The organism is Gordonia sp. 11cp (genome assembly GCF_057767225.1).
Window position 1 is genome coordinate 772,317 of sequence record NZ_CM173437.1, and the last position, 19,432, is coordinate 791,748.

17 protein-coding genes are annotated in these 19,432 nt (G+C 67.2%); 12 read left to right on the forward strand and 5 right to left on the reverse strand.

Annotated elements, in window-relative coordinates:
- Positions 1-28: 28 nt before the first annotated feature.
- From AC3B6C_RS03210 to AC3B6C_RS03225, 4 genes are all read right to left on the reverse strand, one after another.
- Positions 29-805, reverse strand: coding sequence for a DUF427 domain-containing protein (locus tag AC3B6C_RS03210; RefSeq protein WP_488374894.1), 777 nt, complete (start codon positions 803-805; stop codon positions 29-31).
- 108 nt (positions 806-913) lie between these two features.
- Positions 914-1,978 (reverse strand): ABC transporter substrate-binding protein, encoded by a 1,065-nt coding sequence (locus tag AC3B6C_RS03215; RefSeq protein WP_488374895.1) that lies wholly within the window; start codon positions 1,976-1,978, stop codon positions 914-916.
- A gap of 31 nt (positions 1,979-2,009) precedes the next feature.
- Entirely contained in the window at positions 2,010-2,951 is a 942-nt protein-coding gene (locus AC3B6C_RS03220) for a TauD/TfdA dioxygenase family protein (RefSeq protein WP_488374896.1), read from the reverse strand.
- 47 nt (positions 2,952-2,998) lie between these two features.
- Positions 2,999-3,943, reverse strand: coding sequence for a TauD/TfdA dioxygenase family protein (locus AC3B6C_RS03225; RefSeq protein ID WP_488374897.1), 945 nt, complete (start codon positions 3,941-3,943; stop codon positions 2,999-3,001).
- A gap of 267 nt (positions 3,944-4,210) precedes the next feature.
- Between AC3B6C_RS03225 and AC3B6C_RS03230 the strand changes: the two genes are divergently transcribed.
- The 9 genes from AC3B6C_RS03230 (at position 4,211) to AC3B6C_RS03270 (ending at position 13,747) form a co-directional block, all read left to right on the forward strand.
- Positions 4,211-4,963 carry an IclR family transcriptional regulator gene (locus AC3B6C_RS03230; RefSeq protein WP_488374898.1) on the forward strand — a complete coding sequence of 251 codons (753 nt, stop codon included), beginning with the start codon at positions 4,211-4,213 and terminating at the stop codon, positions 4,961-4,963.
- A 163-nt stretch (positions 4,964-5,126) separates the two neighbouring features.
- On the forward strand, positions 5,127-6,206 hold the full coding sequence (locus AC3B6C_RS03235; RefSeq protein ID WP_488374899.1) for an ABC transporter substrate-binding protein: 1,080 nt from the start codon (positions 5,127-5,129) through the stop codon (positions 6,204-6,206).
- Positions 6,203-7,120 carry an ABC transporter ATP-binding protein gene (locus AC3B6C_RS03240; protein WP_488374900.1) on the forward strand — a complete coding sequence of 306 codons (918 nt, stop codon included), beginning with the start codon at positions 6,203-6,205 and terminating at the stop codon, positions 7,118-7,120. The genes AC3B6C_RS03235 and AC3B6C_RS03240 overlap by 4 nt, the downstream gene beginning before the upstream one ends.
- Positions 7,113-8,015 (forward strand): ABC transporter permease, encoded by a 903-nt coding sequence (locus tag AC3B6C_RS03245; protein WP_488374901.1) that lies wholly within the window; start codon positions 7,113-7,115, stop codon positions 8,013-8,015. The genes AC3B6C_RS03240 and AC3B6C_RS03245 overlap by 8 nt, the downstream gene beginning before the upstream one ends.
- 50 nt (positions 8,016-8,065) lie before the next feature.
- The gene (locus AC3B6C_RS03250; RefSeq protein ID WP_488374902.1) at positions 8,066-9,424 is read left to right on the forward strand and encodes an LLM class flavin-dependent oxidoreductase; all 1,359 of its coding nucleotides are present in this window, start codon (positions 8,066-8,068) and stop codon (positions 9,422-9,424) included.
- Positions 9,421-10,728, forward strand: coding sequence for an MFS transporter (locus AC3B6C_RS03255; protein WP_488374903.1), 1,308 nt, complete (start codon positions 9,421-9,423; stop codon positions 10,726-10,728). The genes AC3B6C_RS03250 and AC3B6C_RS03255 overlap by 4 nt, the downstream gene beginning before the upstream one ends.
- Positions 10,725-11,273, forward strand: a complete 549-nt coding sequence (locus AC3B6C_RS03260) for a DUF6328 family protein (protein ID WP_488374904.1) — start codon at positions 10,725-10,727, stop codon at positions 11,271-11,273. The genes AC3B6C_RS03255 and AC3B6C_RS03260 overlap by 4 nt, the downstream gene beginning before the upstream one ends.
- Positions 11,274-11,304: 31 nt before the next feature.
- Positions 11,305-12,201 carry an MBL fold metallo-hydrolase gene (locus tag AC3B6C_RS03265; protein ID WP_488374905.1) on the forward strand — a complete coding sequence of 299 codons (897 nt, stop codon included), beginning with the start codon at positions 11,305-11,307 and terminating at the stop codon, positions 12,199-12,201.
- A 91-nt stretch (positions 12,202-12,292) separates the two neighbouring features.
- Entirely contained in the window at positions 12,293-13,747 is a 1,455-nt protein-coding gene (locus tag AC3B6C_RS03270) for a CYTH and CHAD domain-containing protein (protein ID WP_488374906.1), read from the forward strand.
- 11 nt (positions 13,748-13,758) lie between these two features.
- On the opposite strand, the gene AC3B6C_RS03275 is transcribed toward AC3B6C_RS03270, so the two are convergent.
- Positions 13,759-15,276, reverse strand: a complete 1,518-nt coding sequence (locus AC3B6C_RS03275) for a UDP-N-acetylmuramoyl-L-alanyl-D-glutamate--2,6-diaminopimelate ligase (protein ID WP_488374907.1) — start codon at positions 15,274-15,276, stop codon at positions 13,759-13,761.
- Between the two features lie 293 nt (positions 15,277-15,569).
- Between AC3B6C_RS03275 and AC3B6C_RS03280 the strand changes: the two genes are divergently transcribed.
- From AC3B6C_RS03280 to katG, 3 genes are all read left to right on the forward strand, one after another.
- Entirely contained in the window at positions 15,570-16,586 is a 1,017-nt protein-coding gene (locus AC3B6C_RS03280; protein WP_488374908.1) for a ferritin-like domain-containing protein, read from the forward strand.
- A gap of 122 nt (positions 16,587-16,708) precedes the next feature.
- On the forward strand, positions 16,709-17,152 hold the full coding sequence (locus AC3B6C_RS03285; protein ID WP_010844737.1) for a Fur family transcriptional regulator: 444 nt from the start codon (positions 16,709-16,711) through the stop codon (positions 17,150-17,152).
- A gap of 52 nt (positions 17,153-17,204) precedes the next feature.
- Entirely contained in the window at positions 17,205-19,430 is a 2,226-nt protein-coding gene (katG, locus tag AC3B6C_RS03290; protein ID WP_488374909.1) for a catalase/peroxidase HPI, read from the forward strand.
- Positions 19,431-19,432: the final 2 nt, after the last annotated feature.

Genomic DNA, 19,432 nt, shown 5'->3' on the forward strand with positions numbered 1-19,432 from the left:
TCGGGAAACCCCGGACAGCAGAACGGTTTCAGTTCTCGACGGTCAGTTCCACCCGCTCGTCGTAGAAGCAGATGAGGTCCCGCACTGGCTCGGCGTCGATCAGCGGATCGGTGTAGGTCCACGCCACGTCGGGCACGACGTCGTCGCCGACGATCGCCGAGAAGTAGCTCGCCTCACCCTTGTACGCGCACACCGTGACGGTGTCCGACGGGACGAGCAGGTCCATCCGGACATCCTCGCGCGGAAGGTAATGACGGGGCGGCAGATGGGTTTCGAGTAACAGCGTCGGGCGTCGACTCTCCGCCAGGACCGTGTCGCCCACCGTCACCACAACATGCCGGTTGGTGTCGAGACAGTCGATGCGCTGGAACGGATCGTGTGGATGACCGATCGCCGTCTGGTCCTCCTCCCGCCACTCGTCGAAAGCCGACCAGTCCAGCAGGACGTGATCGGCGAGGTCCGGGTCCTGCGGCCGAAACCCGGCGCCGCGCAGTGTCCGTCCGCCGGCCTGGAGGTCGTAGACCGTGCCGGTCGTGGTGTGGAGCGCGAACGGATCGTCGGGCGTCAGGATCGACGCATGTTCGGCGGCAGCGTCGGTCTGCTGTGGATTGTCGAGTCGCGCAACAACATCGGAAGCGGGTACGGCGTAGCACCCGACCACTCGATGTGGCTCCCAGACCTGGAGGGCCGTCGCCGAGTCGACGACGACCTGCCCGTCGACCATAGCGCGCACCCGCCGGCGCATGTCCGCCCAGCGCAGCGAACCGAGCTGGGACATCGTGAGTTCGTCCATCGACGTGGCCATGGTCCGATCGTCCTCCGATCACGCCGCGCGCGCCAGCGCTCCTGTGGCGTCGGCGCACGGCGTGATCTTTCGGTGCTTTCGGATTGAAGGGAGGGCGCCTCGATGGTGTCAGGTCCCGGACTTGTTGCCGTTCTCGTCGGCGTCGGGCGCATAGGTCCCGTTCGAGTAGGGGTTGTACTCGTTCGTGAACAGCGTCTTGGCGTCGATGCCCGGTTTCAGTTCGCCCAGCCGGACGGCCTCGTCGATCCAGACCGTGAACTCGTTGGGATCGATCACCCCGCCCGGGGTCGGCACGCCCGCGCTCTTCCACTGTTTCACGAAGTCGGTGTTCTCGTTCCGTCCACGCCCCTCGATGATCTCGACGAACTCGGCCACGACCTCCTCGCGCGGATGCAACTGGGCCCACCGCAGTGCCCGGGCGTACCCCTGGACGAAATCGGCGACGGCCGCCTTGTTCTTCTCGACGAAGTCGCGCCGCAAGACCGTGCTGGAGATCGCGAGATCGCCGATCAGGCTGGTGTCTCGGAAGATCTCGTGGAGTCCACCGGAATGTAGGGCCACGTCCTTGAAGATGGTGCCCAGGTTGCCTGCATCGATCTGGCCGGATCGCAGGGCCTGCTCGGTGTTGATCGGCGGGACCACCGTCAGCTGGACCGATTTGATCTCTTTGTCTGTCAGTCCTTCTCGGTGCAGCCACTCGACGATCGCATACTCGTGGTACGCACCGAGCGTGTTGATTCCGACCTTCTTGCCTATCAGATCCCGGGCCGTCCTGATCCCACTGCCCTCCAGGGAGTAGTAACCATGGAAGGTGTCGCCATCCGAGCCGACGTCGGAGATCACCGATACGATCGGAGCTCCGGCGTCCTGCAATTTGGCGACGGATCCGTTGAAGGCCCCGCCGATCTCGATCTCCCCGGTCGCGACGGACTGGATGTCCTGCGGTCCGCTGGTCGTGTCACCGACCCACTTGAGTGACACCTCGTCGAAATACCCAAGCGACTCTGCGAGTTCGTACCACCGCACCTGTGAGGGGGTGCCCTGGTATCGCAGGACGACCTTGCCGTCCTCGGTGACGGCACCACCGCCACCACAACCGGTCAGGATGATCGCCAGGGTGGCGACGACGATGGTCAGACCCGTGAGTGGCGATCGTCTTCTCGGCAAGGTCATGTCGGGCTGTCCTCTCAGGTGGGGTGAAACGTCACGATCCGACGAACTGGCCGCCGGAGACCGACACCGACGGTGAGCCGTCGGGACCGACCGGAATGTCGCCCTCGACCGTCGTGCGGTAGAGAGTGCGGTGGATGTCCAGATGGTTGATGTCACCGGGAGCCAGGTGCGCGGTGGCGCGGTTGTCCCAGACCGCCACACTGCCGTCGCGCCAACGGAACCGGACCGTGTACGCGGGATTGGTGACCTCCTCGAAAAGCAGGTCCAGGAGCGCGTCGCTCTGTTTGCGGCTGTATCCGACGATGCGACTTGTGAAACCGGGCTGTACGAACAGGAGCTTCTCCCCGGTGACGGGGTGTACCCGTACGACGGGGTGTTCAGTGACCAGCGGGGTCTTCTGCACCTTTTGGCCGTAGGAACTGTCGGCGGCGAAGATCGGGTGCCGGCCCCCGAATCGGTGCTCGGCACGCAACCCGTCGGCCAACTCCTGCAGCGACTTCGGCAGTCCGGCATAAGCAGCGGCCAGGTTGGTCCAACTCGTGTCGCCGCCCCGGTCCGGCGCGGTGTCGGCACGCAGGATCGTGACCGCCGGCGGATTCACGAGGGCGGTGACATCGGTGTGCCACTCGTTGGTGTAACCGGCGGCCTTGACGCCGAACTTTCGCTCGTAGTCCCGATTGTCGACCTTCAGGATCTCCGGGAACTCCGTCGGTGCGTCATCGTCATAGGGATGTGAAGCGGTGACGCGACCGAAGGTCCGCGAGAAGGCGATGTGCTCGGCGTGTCCGAGTCGCTGGTCGCGGAAGAACAGCACCTTGTTGCGGTGCAGCGCGTCGACGAGGGCTTCGGCGGTCTCGCCCTCGAGCGGTGCGGCCAGGTCGAGGCCGTCGATGTAGGCGCCGATGTGGCCGGCCGCCGGATGGACGTGGAAGGGGGCCGTACGGACGGCGTCGGTGGTGTCGATGATGGTCATGCTCGTTCCTCTCGAAAGAGTTTGGGGGTCAATGGTTCTGGGAGCGGTCAGCGCGCCAGGAAGGGTTCGCCGGAGACCGATCGCGACTGACGGCCGTCGACGCCGACCGGGATGTCACCTTCCACCGTGGTCCTGTGCAGCACGCGGACGACGTCGAGGTGATCGAGATCGGTCGGGGCCTGATGGATGGTCGCGCGGTTGTCCCAGACACCGATGCTGTTCGGGGTCCAGCCGATCCGGACGGTGTAGGCCGGATCGGTGATCTCTGCGAACAACAGATCGAGCAGGCGGTCGCTCTGGCTCGCACTGACTCCCAGGATGCGGCTGGTGAAGCCAGGGTTGACGTAGAGCAGTTTACGGCCGGTGACCGGGTGGACACGGACAACCGGGTGCTCGCTGACGATGTTGGCCTCCGCGGTGAGCGACTGTGCTTCCGAGTCGGACGTCCACTTCGGTGTCCGTCCGCCGAAGCGATTCTCGGCGTACAACCCCTCGAGGAATCGCTGTAACGATGCCGGCAGGTTGTCGTAAGCGGCACCGAGATCGGCCCACGTGGTGTCGCCGCCGAAGTCGGGCACCAGTTCGGCGCGCAGCACCGTGACAGCCGGCGGATTGACCAGCGCGGTCACATCCTGATGCCAAAAACTCGCGTAACTGTATTTCCGGGCACCGCCACGTCGTGCGTAGGTCCTGGAGTCGACCTCGAGGATCTCGGGATGCCCGTCCGGTGACTTGTCGGTGTAGCCGAGTGGGTGGGCGTCGGTGACCGGACCGAAGACCCTCGTGAACTCGATCTGCTGGGCATGGCTGATCGGTTGGTCGCGGAAGAAGAGCACCTTGTACTCGAAGAGGGCAGAGCGTAACGCCTCCGCGGTGACGTCAGAGATCGGCTCCGAGACATTCGTGCCGGAGACCTCCGCACCGATGTAACCGGCGATGGGTTCGACGGTGAGCTGAGATGACGGCCGCGAACGGTCGAGGACTGAGGTCATGTGAGAACTCCTGGTCTACTTGAGTGTCACCAGAACTCGCCTCCGCCGGCCGGACCGGGTCGGACGGGGTGACACCATCGGGGATTACCGGGCGCCACGGCCCGCGGCAAGACCTCGCCCCACAATGTGGAACACGACCCGCGCACGGCCGAAAAGTCGCACGGATAAGTTCATCCTGGGCTCAACGGTTTCCGCGACCAGGCACCGCCCGCCACGATTGGGAGCGGCCGAGTCGCCCGACCGGTCATGTGGTGACGAGGAGCCGACATGGCCGATCTCGAGCAGCAGCGCCGGTCCGGCGCACAGGCGGTGGAACGCGCCGTCGCGGTGTTGCACGCGTTCGACTGTGACAGCGGTCAGCTCACCGTTTCCGAGATCGCCGAACGTTGCGGGTTACCCGCGAGCACCACGCACCGGATCGTCACCGCCCTCGTCCGGGGCGGCATGCTCGAGCGCGCCGATCACGGGACGTACACCGTCGGAGAGACGATCTCCACCCTTGCCAAACGCCGCGGACCCGGCCTCGACATCGATTCCGCCGCTCCACATCTCCATGCTCTGTCGGCCACCATCGGGATCACTGCGAGCCTCGGGATCACCGACGGGCCGGAGGCGGTGACCCTGTACTCGGCTCGCCCGCCCGTTCGATGGTGCACGATGCAGATTCCCGACGACCGCACCGCTCTCGACCTCAGCGCGATGGGACAGGCCATCGTCGCGTTCGGTCGATCTCGTGCCACAACCGTTGTCCGAGAACCGGGTACGTCGACCAGGGGTGCCGCCCAGGCCCGACGCCGCGGTTACGTGATCTCCGCTCCGTCACAGGGTGTCACCGCGATCGCGGTGCCGGTGTTCGACGGCCAAGGACGCGTACGGGCGTCGATCGGCGTGCAGGCCAACAGTTTACGCTTGCGCGACGACCTCATCACCCAGATCCACCCGATCATGCGGTCGACCGCGGAGCGACTTCGACATGTCCTCGGCAGGCCGGCGAGAACGGCTTCACCGCAGATCATTTGAACCAGCCCGGACATTAGTCGCCCGATTCCCGATCGGGCGTGACAGCGTATGTGCGGGCCGCACCGGAACACCGACCGAGGTGCCGGGCCCGCCCCGACGCCGGCAGTCCCGCCGGCGCAGTCGTGGCTCGTCACGAGCCCGACACCGAACAGAGGAGAGAACCATGCCCGTCCGCCTGCCCGCACGTCTGCGGACGCTGATCGGTCTGCTCGTGGTGGCGGTGATCGCGACCGCCTGCGGCAGCTCCGGTAGCGAACCCGCCACCACCGCCGACGGCAAAACGGTGCTCCGTTTCCTGACGTCCCCAGCCTCGGTGCAGTACCCCGAACTCGCCGCCGACCTCGGCTACTTCCAGAAAGTCGCGCTGGAGTCGGTGGGCGACAGCACAAGCGGCCCTCAGGCGATCCAGGCGGTCGCCACCGGTGAGACCGAGTTCGGATCGGCGTTCAACGGGGCCATCGTCAAGCTCGCGGCCGGCGGGTCCAAGATCACCTCGGTGGTCGACTCGTATGGTGCGGACGCCGAGACCTTCAACGGGTTCTATGTCCTCGACGGCGGTCCCGTCCGCAGCGCCCGCGACCTCATCGGAAAGAAGGTGGGTGTCAACACGCTGGGTGCGCACTCGGAGTTCGTGATCCGTGAATGGTTGGCGCGTGAGGGCCTGTCCAAGAGCGAGATCGACTCCGTCGAGCTGGTCGTCGTCCCACCCCTCAACACCGAGGAGGCGCTGCGGCAGGGCCAGATCGACGCGGGCAACTTCAGCGGCATCTTCCGCGACCGGGCGCTCGACCGCGGGGGGTTACGGGTGTTGTTCACGGACAAGATCTTCGGCGACTTCAGCTACGGCACCTATGTGGTCCGCGACGATTTCAAACAACAGAACGCCGACGCGGTGAAGGACTTCGTCCAGGGCACCGCGCGCGCGATCCGGTGGACCCAGGTCACCCCGCGGTCGGAGGTGGTCGCGCGTTTCAAGAAGATCATCGCCGGCCGAGGCAAGGGTGAGGACCCGGAGCTCGCCGAGTACTGGAAGAGCTCGTCGATCCCCGCGGCCGGCGGCGTGATCGCCGACAAGGAGATCCAGCTCTGGATCGACTGGCTGGTCCGCAACGGCGAACTCGAGAAGGACAAGCTCTCCGCATCGGACCTCTACACCAACGACGACAACCCTTACGCGAACGGCACCTACCCGCCCGAGTCGGGGCCCGACGGACAACCTGTGAAGGCGGCAGACGCACCATGACCACAACGACCACACCCCGAGCCGGGAGAACAACCCAGACCGCCACCACCGGCGCCCTGCCGGACCCGCTCGCGGCTCCCACCCCGACGGCGAAACTCGAACTCCGCGGGGTGCGAAAGACATTCCGTTCGGCCGACCGTGAAGAATTCGTGGCGCTCGACGACGTGTCCATCGCTGCGCCCGAGGGCGAGTTCCTCGTGCTGGTCGGACCCAGTGGCAGTGGCAAGTCCACGCTGCTGGACCTGGTCGGCGGTCTCACGCAACCCACCTCCGGCGAGATCCTCCTCGACGGCAGGCGGATCGTCGGACCCGGCCTCGACCGGGGCATCGTCTTCCAGCAGTATGCGTTGCTGCCGTGGCGGACCGCTCGCGGCAACATCGAGTTCGGACTCGAGGCGAAGGGCGTGGGACGCCGGGAGCGCAGGGCGATCGCCGACGAGTACCTCGCACTTGTCGGACTCTCGGGCTTCGGCGACCACCATCCGCACGAATTGTCCGGCGGCATGAAGCAGCGGGTCGCAATCGCCCGGAGCCTCGCCTACGACCCCGAGGTCCTGCTGATGGACGAGCCGTTCGCGGCCCTCGACGCGCAGACCCGGGAGTCGCTGCAGGACGAACTGCGCCGGATCTGGACCGCAACCGGCAAGACGATTCTGTTCATCACCCACGGGATCGACGAGGCGATCTACCTCGGCAACCGCGTCGCGGTGCTCACCGAACGTCCGGGACGCATCAAAGAGGTCCTCCAGATCGAGCTGGATCGCGACGACGTCGAGGACCTCCGGTCGACGGAGCAGTTCCGCGACTACCGTCACCGGATCTGGCTCTCGTTGCGTCCCGAACAGCGGACCGACGCATCAGGCGAAGTGGACAAGTCACTGCAGCACAACCGGATCGGAGCCACCCATGTCTAGTTCCACCGCGATCGAGCACGAGACCGTCACCGCTGCCGACGAACCCGGGCCTGTCGAATCGCCGGCGATCGCCGAACCCGCGCCCTCCGCACGAAGGGGCCGAACCGTCCGGTCCGCGAGTGGCACCGGGTTGTCGATCGGCCGGGTCGTCGTCCAGTCCTCGGCCGTACTGGTCGTGCTGGCGATCATCTGGGAGGTCGCACCCAGGATCGGCGTGGTGGACTCCACCTTCCTTCCCCCGCTCTCGACGGTTCTCCAGACACTCGCCGAGCTGACCGCCAACGGCCAGCTGTGGGAGCATGTTTCGGCCAGTCTGAGTCGCGCGATCCAGGGGTTCGTCGTGGCGGTGATCATCGCCGTCCCGCTCGGATTGCTCATCGGTTGGTACCGCACGGTCGCGCAGTGGCTCAATCCGGCGCTCGAACTCTTCCGCAACACCGCACCGCTCGCGCTGCTCCCCGTCTTCGTCCTCATCCTGGGCATCGGCGAGACGTCCAAGGTAGCGCTGGTGATCTATGCGTGCGTCTTCCCGATTCTGCTGAACACGATCTCCGGGGTGCGCAATGTCGATCCGCTGCTGATCAAATCGGCACGCAGTCTGGGTCTGTCGCCCTTCCGGCTGTTCCAGAAGGTGGTGCTGCCCGCCGCGTTGCCGACCGTGTTCACCGGCCTCCGGCTGTCCGCCGCGGCCTCGATCCTCGTTCTCATCGCCGCCGAGATGGTCGGCGCGAACGCAGGTCTCGGTTTTCTCATCATGGCTTCGCAACTCAACTTCCAGATCCCGGAGATGTACGCCGGAATCCTCACCATCGCGCTCGTCGGCGTCGTCTTCAACGTGGTACTGGTCCAGATCGAGCGTCGACTCTCGACGTGGCGCGTCGATCCCACCGCCTGACACGTCACACCCGTCACCTCCGACCCGCCTGAAAGGTGGACTTCTCCCACATGCCTCGTCAACTGCACCTCAACGCGTTCGTCATGGGCGTCGGCCACCATGAAGCCGCGTGGCGTCACCCTCGGACCGATCAGCACCGGTTGCACGATGTCAACCATTTCGTCGAGCTCGGACAGATCGCCGAGCGGGGACGCTTGGACTCGATCTTCCTGGCGGACACACTGGCCGTCGGCCCCAACGTCGCCCGGAACACCCAGTCGATCTTCGAACCGCTGACGCTGCTGAGCGCGGTCGCGTCCCACACTCGGAACATCGGTCTGATCGCCACGGCGTCGACGAGTTACAACAGTCCGTATTCGCTGGCGCGAGCCTTCAATTCGCTGGATCACATCAGTGGTGGACGGGTCGGCTGGAACATCGTCACATCCGCTCAACTCGACGAGGCCCGCAACTTCGGTGGCACCGACACACCGGCCCATGCCGACCGGTACGCCCGGGCCGAAGAGTTCGTCGACGTCGTGGTGAAGCTGTGGGAGAGCTGGGACGTCGATGCGGTGGTGCTTGATCCCGATGCCGCGATCTTCGCCGATCCGACCCGCGTGCACACCATCGATCACCAGGGCGAGTTCTTCGGTGTTCGTGGGCCGTTGAACTCGCCGCGCTCACCGCAGGGAAGACCGGTACTGGTGCAGGCCGGATCGTCGGAGGCAGGGAAAGAACTCGCCGCGCGTGTGGCCGAGGTGGTGTTCACCGCCCAACGGACGATCGGCGAGGGACGGGAGTTCTACGACGATCTGAAGGCCCGAGCGGTCCGGCACGGCCGGGACCCGGGTGACGTGCGAATCCTGCCGGGTCTGGTCCCGTACATCGCCGACACCGAGGCCCGCGCACTCGAACTCGAGCAGGAGTTCACCGACCTGATATCTCCGGACTACGCGCTCGCACAACTGTCGTCGATCTTCGGTCGCGACCTGTCCGGCATCTCGCTGGACGCCAGATTGCCCGAACTGCCGCCGGAGTCGGAGATCGAGGGCCAGAAGAGCCGATCGACACTTGTGCGCAAGCTGGCAGCGGAATCGGATCTGACCATCCGTGAGCTGGTCGCACGCCTCGGCGGTGGTCGCGGACACCGGTCGATCGCCGGGACGCCGGAACAGATAGCCGACGACCTGATCTCCTGGTTCGATGCCGGGGCAGCCGACGGGTTCAACATCATGCCGCCGTATCTGCCCGGCGGGCTCGAGGACTTCGTCGATCATGTGGTCCCGATCCTGCAGCGCCGCGGGGTGTTCCGTGACGACTACGCCGAGACGACTCTGTCGGGCCACTATCGACCCGCGTCGGACTCGCGCGTGCCAGGTTCCCGCCACGGAGTCGAAGGGGACGTGGTCACCACGGCGCGCGGATGACCCCGGTCGGCAACCGGAGCCGAGAGGCACTGTCCGAGACAGATTCCGGGCCACATACCGAAGAGATCGGGTCCCGGCCACTGCGGTCGCTCGCATGGACCGTCTACATCCCAGCCGCGGCCTACGGAATCGGACAGGGCGCCGCGGCGCCGGTCATGGTGCTGACGGCCATCGACATGGGGGCCGGGTTCGCGCTGGCCGGTCTCACCGTGGCGGTCGTCGGACTCGGCCAGGTGCTCGGCGACCTGGTGTCGGGGCAGGTCGTCGCACGGCTCGGCGAGCGGTGGTCGATCGTCCTGGCGAGTTCCATCGCCATTGCGGGTGTCATCACCTGCCTGGTCGCAGGCTCGATCGGCGTGCTGCTCGGCGGCATCCTCGCGGTCGGCCTGGCCAACGCGGTGTGGGGCCTCGCACGTCAGAACTATCTCTCGCTCGCAGTGCCGTTCGCATGGCGTGCCCGGGCGATGTCGCTGTTCGGCGGTGCGATGCGGTTCGGATTCTTCGTCGGTCCGCTGATCGGGGCCGGTGCCATCGCTCTCGTCGGCGTGCGCGGCGGCTTCGTCGTCCAGCTGGTCGCCGTGGTGATCGCCGGCGCACTCATGGTGCGGCTCCCCGACCCAGAGGGTGCAGGAGGGTCGGCGCAGGCGATGAGTCTCGGGGCCACGTTGCGCAGGCATCGCCGGCTCCTCGCCACCCTCGGGATGGGGTCGTTGCTGCTGGGCGTGGCCCGGGCCGCACGGGACTCGGTGCTGCCGCTCTGGTCGGATCACCTCGGACTCTCACCGGCGACCGCGAGTCTCGTGTTCGCCGCGGGAGCGGCCGTCGACGTGCTGTGTGCTTATCCAGCCGGACATCTGATGGACCGGTTCGGGCGGACGTTCGTCGCCATTCCGTCGATCCTTCTACTGGCGCTGTCCTACTTCCTCATCCCGTTCACCACGTCGCTGACGTGGTTTGCGATCGTGGCGCTGGTTCTCGGCATCGGCAATGGGTTCGGCAACGGGGTGATCATGACGATCGGGGCCGATGCGGCGCCGGCGGACGGTCGGGCGGAGTTCCTCGCCGTCTGGCGGTTGTCGCACGATGCGGGATTCCTCGCGGGACCGCTGAGCATCGCGGGGCTGGCCGCCGTCGCACCGTTGTCGGTCGCGGTGTTCGCGGCGTCCGGTCTGTCGGCGGCGGGTGCTGTACTCCTGGCACGTTTCGTGCCTCGGTACACACCTGACCGGCCACGAACGAGTGACCGCTTCGAGACTCGAGTTGACGCCCCGACGAGACCCACCGGTGCGACGATGGGCAGGTGACCAGGCCCACGGACACCGACCGCACCGGCTCCGACGACGCCGAGTGGAACCGCTCCCAGCGCGACGAAACGGAAACCCAACGGCTGGACCGCAACTGGAACTCGCTCCTGCAGGAGCTCCGCGTCGTGCAGACGGGCGTGCAGATCCTGACCGGGTTCCTGCTCACCCTGCCGTTTCACGACGGGTTCGAGGAACTCGGCGGGGTGCTGCGGACCATCTACCTGATCACCGTGTCGTGCGCCGTCGGTGCGGCGATCCTGCTCGCCGCGCCGGTGGCCCTGCACCGGGCGCTGTTCCGTCAGCACCAGCTCGCGCTGATCGTCTCCTATGCGCACTACCTCTCGTTCGCCGGTCTGACACTGCTGGGACTGGCGTTGTCCGGTGCGGTCACGGTCGTCTTCGGCGCGACCGCCGGGCCGGTCCCGTCGGCGATCGCCGGAGTCGTCACGCTCGTCGTGTTCTCCCTCGCCTGGCTGATCGTCCCGCTGTGGCTGCGCGCGACGACCGGCTCGCCGCAGGAGTCCGCCGACGACCCGCGGCGTTGACAGCGTTCACCCGCCGGGGTACCCAGACGAAGTGACCCTCGCACCGAGTTTCATCGAGAACCGCTACGACGAGGTGACCGTGCTCGCGTCGTCACACGGCGGCGCGTTTCCCTACGGCAACACCGTCGTCGTCCGCGGCTCCGCTGCGACCATGGTGATCGATCCCTCCCTCGAGGTCGACCACGATCCCGCGCACCCCGACGCGGTGATGATCAGTCACGCCCACGAGGACCACATCGCCGGCCTCCGGCACTTCGCCGCGGACAAGTTCGCCCACCACGCCGATGTCGACGGCGTGCGATCCCTCCAGGTCCTCCTCGACAACTACGGTTTGACCGACGAACAGCGAGCCGGCCTCGACGCCCAGATCGGCGACACCTTCGACCTGACGCCCGGCTTTCCCGACGCCGCCGGAGTCGACGACGGGCACGTCTTCGAACTCGGCGACGTCACGGCAACGGTCGTCCACCTGCCCGGTCACACCGCGGGACATTCCGGTGTGCTGGTCGAGCCGACCGGCTTCCTCTACCTCGCCGACATCGACCTCACCTCGTTCGGACCGATGTACGGCGACCTGGGGAGCAGCGTCGACGATTACCTGGCGTCGATCGCGCGGGTGCGGGAGATCGACGCCCGCTGGTACGGCACCTTCCATCAGAAGGGGGTGGTCACCGGCGCCGACGACTTCCGCTCGCGCCTCGCGGACTACGAGGGCGTCATCCACCGGCGCGACGAGCGGCTGCTGGAACTGCTGCAGCGGCCGCGCACCGTCGACGAGATCGTCGTCGAACGGCTCGTCTACCGCCCGCATGTGCAGCTGCCCTTCGTCGACGCGGTGGAGAAGCGCACCGCCGAACTCCATCTCGAGCGGCTCCTGCGCCACGGGCAGGTCGCCCGCTCCGGTGACGGCGTCTACCACCGCGCGTGAGGTGATCGCACCGGCCGGGGAGGTTTATCGGATGTCCGGATCGGACACCCTCTGCAGGTTCATCGACATCAGCGAGAGTGAGGAGCGAGGAATGGGCACCGACACGACGCGCGAGAACAGCTGGGACTTCGGTCTGGACAGCGCGATCCCCGACCTCGGCGACTCCGGCGACGTCGAGATCTCGTCGATCGATTTCAGCGACACCTACTACGACACCGAGGACCGGGACCTGCTCGCCCACGGCACCATCGTCGTCCACTCCGACGGCGGGGACTCCGACGGCGGGGATGAGGATCGGCACGCCGGCTGGCGGGTCACGACCCCGTCCGCCGGCGAGGACATCACCGAGCAGATCGACGCACCCTCCACCGCCGTGCCGTCGGCGATCGCCGACGCCCTGTGGGGTCTGAGCGGCGGAAAGCCGTTACGCGTCGCGGCGATCGTCCACACGCACCGAACCCGCCACCGGCACCTCGACGCGAACGGCGAGGTCGCGTACGACGTGGTCGACGACACCGTCTCGGCCACCGCCACCGGCCCGGTCGCCACCGCCACGTCGTGGCGCGAGGTCGGGGTGCGAGCGGGGTCCGGCTCGACGACCATCCCGAAGAGCGTGCGCAAACGGCTGGTCGGGGCAGGCGCCCGTCCGGCGTCGGCATCGTCGACGTTCGAACGCGCGGTCGGGCACGAAGCGCCCCGCCGTGCCGCGTCGGTCTCGCCGGCCGCCGTCGCCGTGGCGGACTACGTCCGGGAGCAGATCTCGACGATCTTCGCCGGTGATGTCGCCCTGCGTCGGGGCGCGAACCCGGTGCACGCCGTTCGAGTGGCCATCCGACGGCTGCGCAGCACCCTCCGAACAGCCGCTCCGCTCTTCGAACCGGACGGTCTCGCGGGTCTCGACGACGAACTCCGATGGTTCGCCGGTGTACTCGGCGAGGTGCGTGACCGTGAGGTCCTGCGTGCGCGATTCGCCTCCGCGGTGGCAGAACTCCCCGACGAGCTGGTTCTCGGACCGGTCGCGGCGCGGATCGAGGAAGAGCTCTCCGCGCAGCAGCACCACCATCGGCAGAGCGTCACCGACGAGATGCGGTCGGACCGGTACCTCGTGCTGTTGTCGACACTCGCGACCTGGAACGACTCGATCCCGCTCGCCGACGACCAGATCACGAAGAAAGAGTTGCGGCGCATCGCCACCCGGGCCGCGCGCAAGGCCGACAAGCGCCTCGCGCACGCGCTTGCGACCGGCCACGAGGAGGATCTCCACCGGGCGCGCAAGGCGGCGAAACGGGCCCGGTACGCCGGTGAGCTGGCCGCGCCGGTAGTCGACCGGTCGACCGGGCGGGGCCAGGCCAAGCGGTACAAGCGAATCCAGACCGTACTGGGCGAACACCAAGACGCCGCCGTGGCGGCCCGCACGCTACGCGAGCTGGGGGCCGGAGCCGGAACTCGCAAGGGAGAAAACGGATTCACCTACGGAATCCTGTACCAGCGCGAACTCGCCGCCGCCGCGGCCGCCCGTGACGCCGTGCTGTCCGGGACGAACTGACGCCTGCCGCGTCACCCGCGCGGCGTCTCGAGGATCGCACGCCGCAGCTCGGTGTGGTCGTCGAAGAACGTCGTGTCCGGTCCATACCGCCGGAAGGTGTCGCTCCCCCGGCCGGTGACCACGACCACGTCGCGGTCACCGGCCATGGCGGTGGCGAGCGAGAATGCCGTCTGCCGGTCCGCCTCCTCGATGACCACCGCGGATGCCGCGCGACGCGCACCCCTGAGCACGGCGGCCCGGATCGCGGCCGGGTCCTCGTCCTCGGGACTCTCGTCGGTGACGATCACGACGTCGGCGTGCTGTGCTGCGACCTCTCCCAGGGGTTCCCGTTTTCCGGGGTCACGCCCGCCGGTCGCGCCGATGACCACGATCAGTCGCCCGCCCTGCGTCAGCGACCTCAGGTACGGGAGCATCGCGTGCTGTCCCGCGGTGTTGTGCATGTAGTCCACGATCGCCCGATAGGGCTGCCCGGCGTGAACGGGTTCGCATCGGCCCGGGATCCCGGTCACCGAGGAGATCCCCTCGGCCGCCGCGGCGAGGTCGACGCCGTCGGCCACCACGGAGGTGAGCGCGACCAGGGCATTGCCGACCTGATGAGGACCCAGCACCTGGAGCCCGATCCGGGTTCGCCCGTTCGGCGTGTGCACGGTGAACTCGGTCCCGAGACGTCCGGTCCGAATCCCGGTGGCGACGACATCGGCGTCCTTGCGGGTGGTCGAACAGGTCCAGGTCTCGGTCGTCGTGTCGCCGGCCAGTCGCGCACCCCAGTCGTCGTCGATGTCGATCACGGCGATCTGCGTCCGCTCCGCGGTGAACATCGCCGCCTTGGTGGCGAAATAGTTCTCCATCGATTCGTGGTAGTCCAGGTGGTCGTCGGAGAGGTTGGTCAACGCCATCACCCGGAACACGGTGCCGTCGACCCGCCCCTGGTCGATCGCGTGCGAGGAAACCTCCATGGCGCAGCAGGTGACGCCGTGGCGCCGGAACGTCGCCAGTGTCCGTTGCAGCATCGGCGCCTCCGGCGTCGTGCGCACCGGGACGGTGTCGCATCCGGGACCCCGGATACGCGCGCCGGAGATGAGCCCGCCGGCCTCGCCCGCCGCGGCGAGGGCGGCATCGACGAAGTGGGTGGTACTGGTCTTTCCGTTCGTGCCGGTGACGCCGAAGACACGCAGGTCTCGCGACGGCTCCCCGTGGAACCACGACGCCAGCGGTCCCATGACTCGTCGCGGATCGTCGACGACCAGCGTGGGCAGGAGGGACGACGGGCGATCGCTGATCACCAGTACGGCTCCGGCCGCCGCCACCTCCCGCTCGAAGTCGAGTCCGTGCCACCGGCTGCCCGGAATCGCCAGGTAGGCGTCCCCGCGACGAATCGTCCGGGAATCGTCCTCGACGTCGCGGACCACCGCCGAACCGGCGTCGGCGGCGCCGACGACCGGCACCCCGAGATGGTCGGCGATACGCGCGACGGTGACCTGTCCACCCAGGTCGAGGTCCGCGCTGCGAACACTCCGCTCCGGGCTCATCGCGCCGTGGTACCCGTGGTGCGGACACCACCAAACCTCGACGTATGGCGCCGACCCGGGCGCGCATCCGGTCGGTCAGCCTGCGATAACGCGCGAATCACCGTAATCGGACACGGTTCGTCAACCCGCGGGAAAGTGTGACCCGCATCACATTGCATAGCAAGCGTTGCGGCACTTGACCTTTGCCTCGCGAGCCGCAACCGATTTCGAGTGGGGTGTTACATATGCCCTCGTCGTGGCAACACTCGGGTTGTAGCCCGATCACGAACCGCACCAGAGGGGAGCAAGAACCGATGACCGTCTCCACCACGACCGTCCACCAGCAACTTCGCGCGATCCTCGCGCTGACGCACACCGAGATCCAGATCGCCGAGACCCGGCAGGCCCAGGCCCGCACCGACGCGATCCGCAAGGAACTCGCCCAGAACGCCGAACATGCGCGCGAGCGCGCGCTCACCATCGAGACGGCGCTGCGTGACCGCGGCGGCCTCGCCGACGTGGTCCGTCCCGTGCTGGGCCGCTTCGGAGCCGTCGCCAAGACGCTGGCCGAACAGACCCAGCCGCTCGACGAGGCCCTGCTCGACGACCTCGCCCTGGAGCAGCGACTCGTCGCACGCGCCACCTACCTCAAGGCGCTGGCCACCGGTCAGGAAGACCAGACGCTCGTCAACCTGGCCGATCAGCTCATCGATGCGCACACGGCCACAGTTCACTGGCTCACCACGGTTCTCGCCGAGGAGGCGCTCGGCGGTCCGGCTGCGCTGCGTCGCGGACCCTCGCAGTGGGCCAGCGGGCTGGCGGCACGCGCCCTCACCGCACCGGCACTCGGAGCATCGTGGGCCATCGACCGCACCGCCGAGTTCGCCCGCCAGTTGCCCGATCCCGTGGACTCGATCCGCAGCCGCTTCGGACGTGCGGTCGACGACGCGACCGAGACCGCGTCGCGAGCGGGTGACGCGGTCGGCAACGCCGGCGCAGCCGTGTCCAAGACAGTCGCCGCCGGTCGTGACGCGGCACTCGAAGCCGTCGAGGAAAGCGCTCGCGACAACGGTGCCCAGGGTGCCGCCGACGCGCTCCACCAGTTGCGCGAGATCACCGGAACCGTTGAGGCCGAAGATCTCCCGATCGACGGCTATGTCGGCCTGAACGTCACCGACGCCGTGGCCGCGGTCAAGGAGCTGACCAAGCCTGCCGACCTGCGCGTCACCCTCGCCTACGAAGAGGCGCACAAGAACCGCCAGCGTGTGGTCTCGGCGATCGAGATCCGATTCGCCGAACTCGCGAAGGACCTGGTCGGCATCGACAGCTGATCTGCCGGACCGACCGACCCGACGGCCGCCATCCACCTGATGGCGGCCGTCGTCGTGTCGGGACTGAAAAAGAAGTTTGGATCAGATCCAGAAAAACCGTGCGAGACCGCGCCGACGCCCCTATGGTGAATGGCGTGGCATCCACATCGGACTACGCCCAGCAACTCCGGGCCGCAGATCTTCGTGTCACCCAGCCGCGGGTGACGGTGATGCACGCCGTCGACGATCACCCACACGCCGACACGGACACGATCTACCATGCGGTACGCGAAACCCTCCCCAAGGTCTCTCGTCAGGCCGTCTACGATGTGCTGCACGCCCTGACCGAGCGCGGTCTCATCCGCCGGATCCAGCCGTCGGGTTCGTTGTCGCGCTACGAGTTTCGCACCGGAGACAATCACCATCACGTCGTCTGCCGCGCCTGTGGCGCAATCGCCGACGTGGATTGCGCAATCGGGGAAGCCCCATGCCTGACCCCATCCGATGACCACGGGTTCGTCCTCGACGAGGCCGAGGTCATCTTCTGGGGACGATGCCCCGAGTGCCTCAGTACAGCCCCGACCTGATCACACCCGTGTGATCACAGCCCGTCAGTTGTTCCCCCTCGAAAGGAATGTCGTGACCTCCGACAGCCGTCCACCCAATCCCGACGACAAGACGCGAAGCAACAGCGAGAGCGAGAACCCGGTCATCTCGTCGCCGGAGCCCAAAGCGCATGCGCCGCTGACCAACAAGGACTGGTGGCCCGAGCAGATCGACCTCTCGATCCTGCACGCGCATTCCTCGCTCTCCAACCCGCTCGGCGAAGACTTCGATTACGCAACGGAATTCGCCAAGCTCGATGTCGAGGCACTGAAGGCAGACCTCATCTCGCTGATGACCACGTCGCAGGACTGGTGGCCCGCCGACTACGGTCACTACGGCGGCCTCTTCATCCGCATGAGCTGGCACGCCGCCGGCACCTACCGCATCTACGACGGCCGCGGCGGCGGTGGTCAGGGTGCACAGCGATTCGCCCCGCTGAACAGCTGGCCGGACAACGCCAACCTGGACAAGGCGCGTCGTCTGCTCTGGCCCATCAAGCAGAAGTACGGCACCAAACTGTCTTGGGCCGACCTGCTGGTGTACGCGGGCAATGTCGCCCTGGAGTCCATGGGCTTCAAGACCTTCGGCTTCGGCTTCGGCCGCGAGGACATCTGGGAGCCCGAGGAGGTGTTCTGGGGTCCGGAGGATGCGTGGCTGGGCACCGACAAGCGCTACTCCGGTGAGCGCGAACTGGCCAAGCCGCTCGGCGCGACGACCATGGGCCTCATCTACGTGAATCCCGAGGGACCCGAGGGCAAGCCGGATCCGCTGGCCGCCGCCGAGGACATCCGCGAGACCTTCAGCCGGATGGCCATGAACGACGAGGAGACCGCGGCGCTCATCATCGGCGGTCACAGCTTCGGCAAGACCCACGGCGCGGGCAACGGCGATCTGGTCGGCCCCGAGCCCGAGGGCGCTCCGATCGAGCAGCAGGGCCTGGGCTGGAAGTCGTCCTTCGGCAAGGGCAAGGCCGAGGACACCATCACCAGCGGCCTCGAGGTCGTCTGGACGTCCACCCCCACCCAGTGGGGCAACGGGTTCCTCCAGAACCTCTACGGTTACGAATGGGAACTCACCAAGAGTCCCGCGGGTGCGTGGCAGTACGTCGCCAAGGACGGTGCGGGAGCGGGCACCATCCCCGATCCGTTCGGCGGTCCCGGGCGCGCCCCGACGATGCTGGTCACCGATGTCGCACTGCGTGAGTCGCCGATCTACGCCGACATCACCCGTCGCTGGCTCGACCATCCCGAGGAACTCGCCGAGGCGTTCGCCAAGGCCTGGTACAAGCTCCTCCACCGCGACATGGGTCCCGTCAGCCGATACCTCGGCCCGTGGGTTCCCGAGCCGCAGATCTGGCAGGACCCGGTTCCGGAGGTGGACCACCCGCTGATCGACGCCGACGACATCGCCTCCCTGAAGGGAAAGCTGCTCGAGGTGCTCTCGCCGACGCAGCTCCTCAAGACCGCGTGGGCGTCGGCCGCCAGCTTCCGCAGCACCGACAAGCGCGGCGGCGCCAACGGCGCACGCATCCGCCTGGAGCCGCAGAAGAACTGGGAGATCAACGAACCCGGCGAACTGGCCAAGGTGTTGCCGGTCCTCGAGCAGGTCCAGAAGGACTTCAACGACTCGGCGTCGGGAGGCAAGAAGGTGTCGCTCGCCGACATCATCGTCCTCGGCGGCGCGGCCGCGGTCGAAAAGGCCGCCGAGGCAGCCGGATTCCCGGTCACCGTGCCCTTCACCCCCGGCCGCACCGACGCGTCGCAGGAGAGCACCGACGTCGACTCGTTCGAGGTCCTCGAGCCCCGGGCCGACGGCTTCCGCAACTACAGCAAGGGTGGCGAGAAGACACCGCTGGAGTCGCTGTTGCTCGACCGCGCGTACATGCTGGATCTCACCGCGCCGGAGCTGACCGTCCTGATCGGCGGCCTCCGGGTGCTCGATGCCAACTACGGTGGCGCCAAGCACGGTGTGTTCACCGACCGACCCGGGGTTCTGTCGACGGACTTCTTCCGCACCATCGTCGACATGAACATCGAGTGGAAGACCGGCTCCGACGAAAACGTCTACGAGGGAACCGATCGCGCCACCGGCGAGAAGAAGTGGACCGCGACCGCGGCCGATCTCGTGTTCGGATCGCACTCGCAGCTCCGTGCACTGTCCGAGGTCTACGCCCAGGACGACTCGGCGGAGCGGTTCGTCGACGACTTCGTCAAGGCCTGGGTGAAGGTCTCGAACAACGATCGGTTCGATCTGGCCTGATC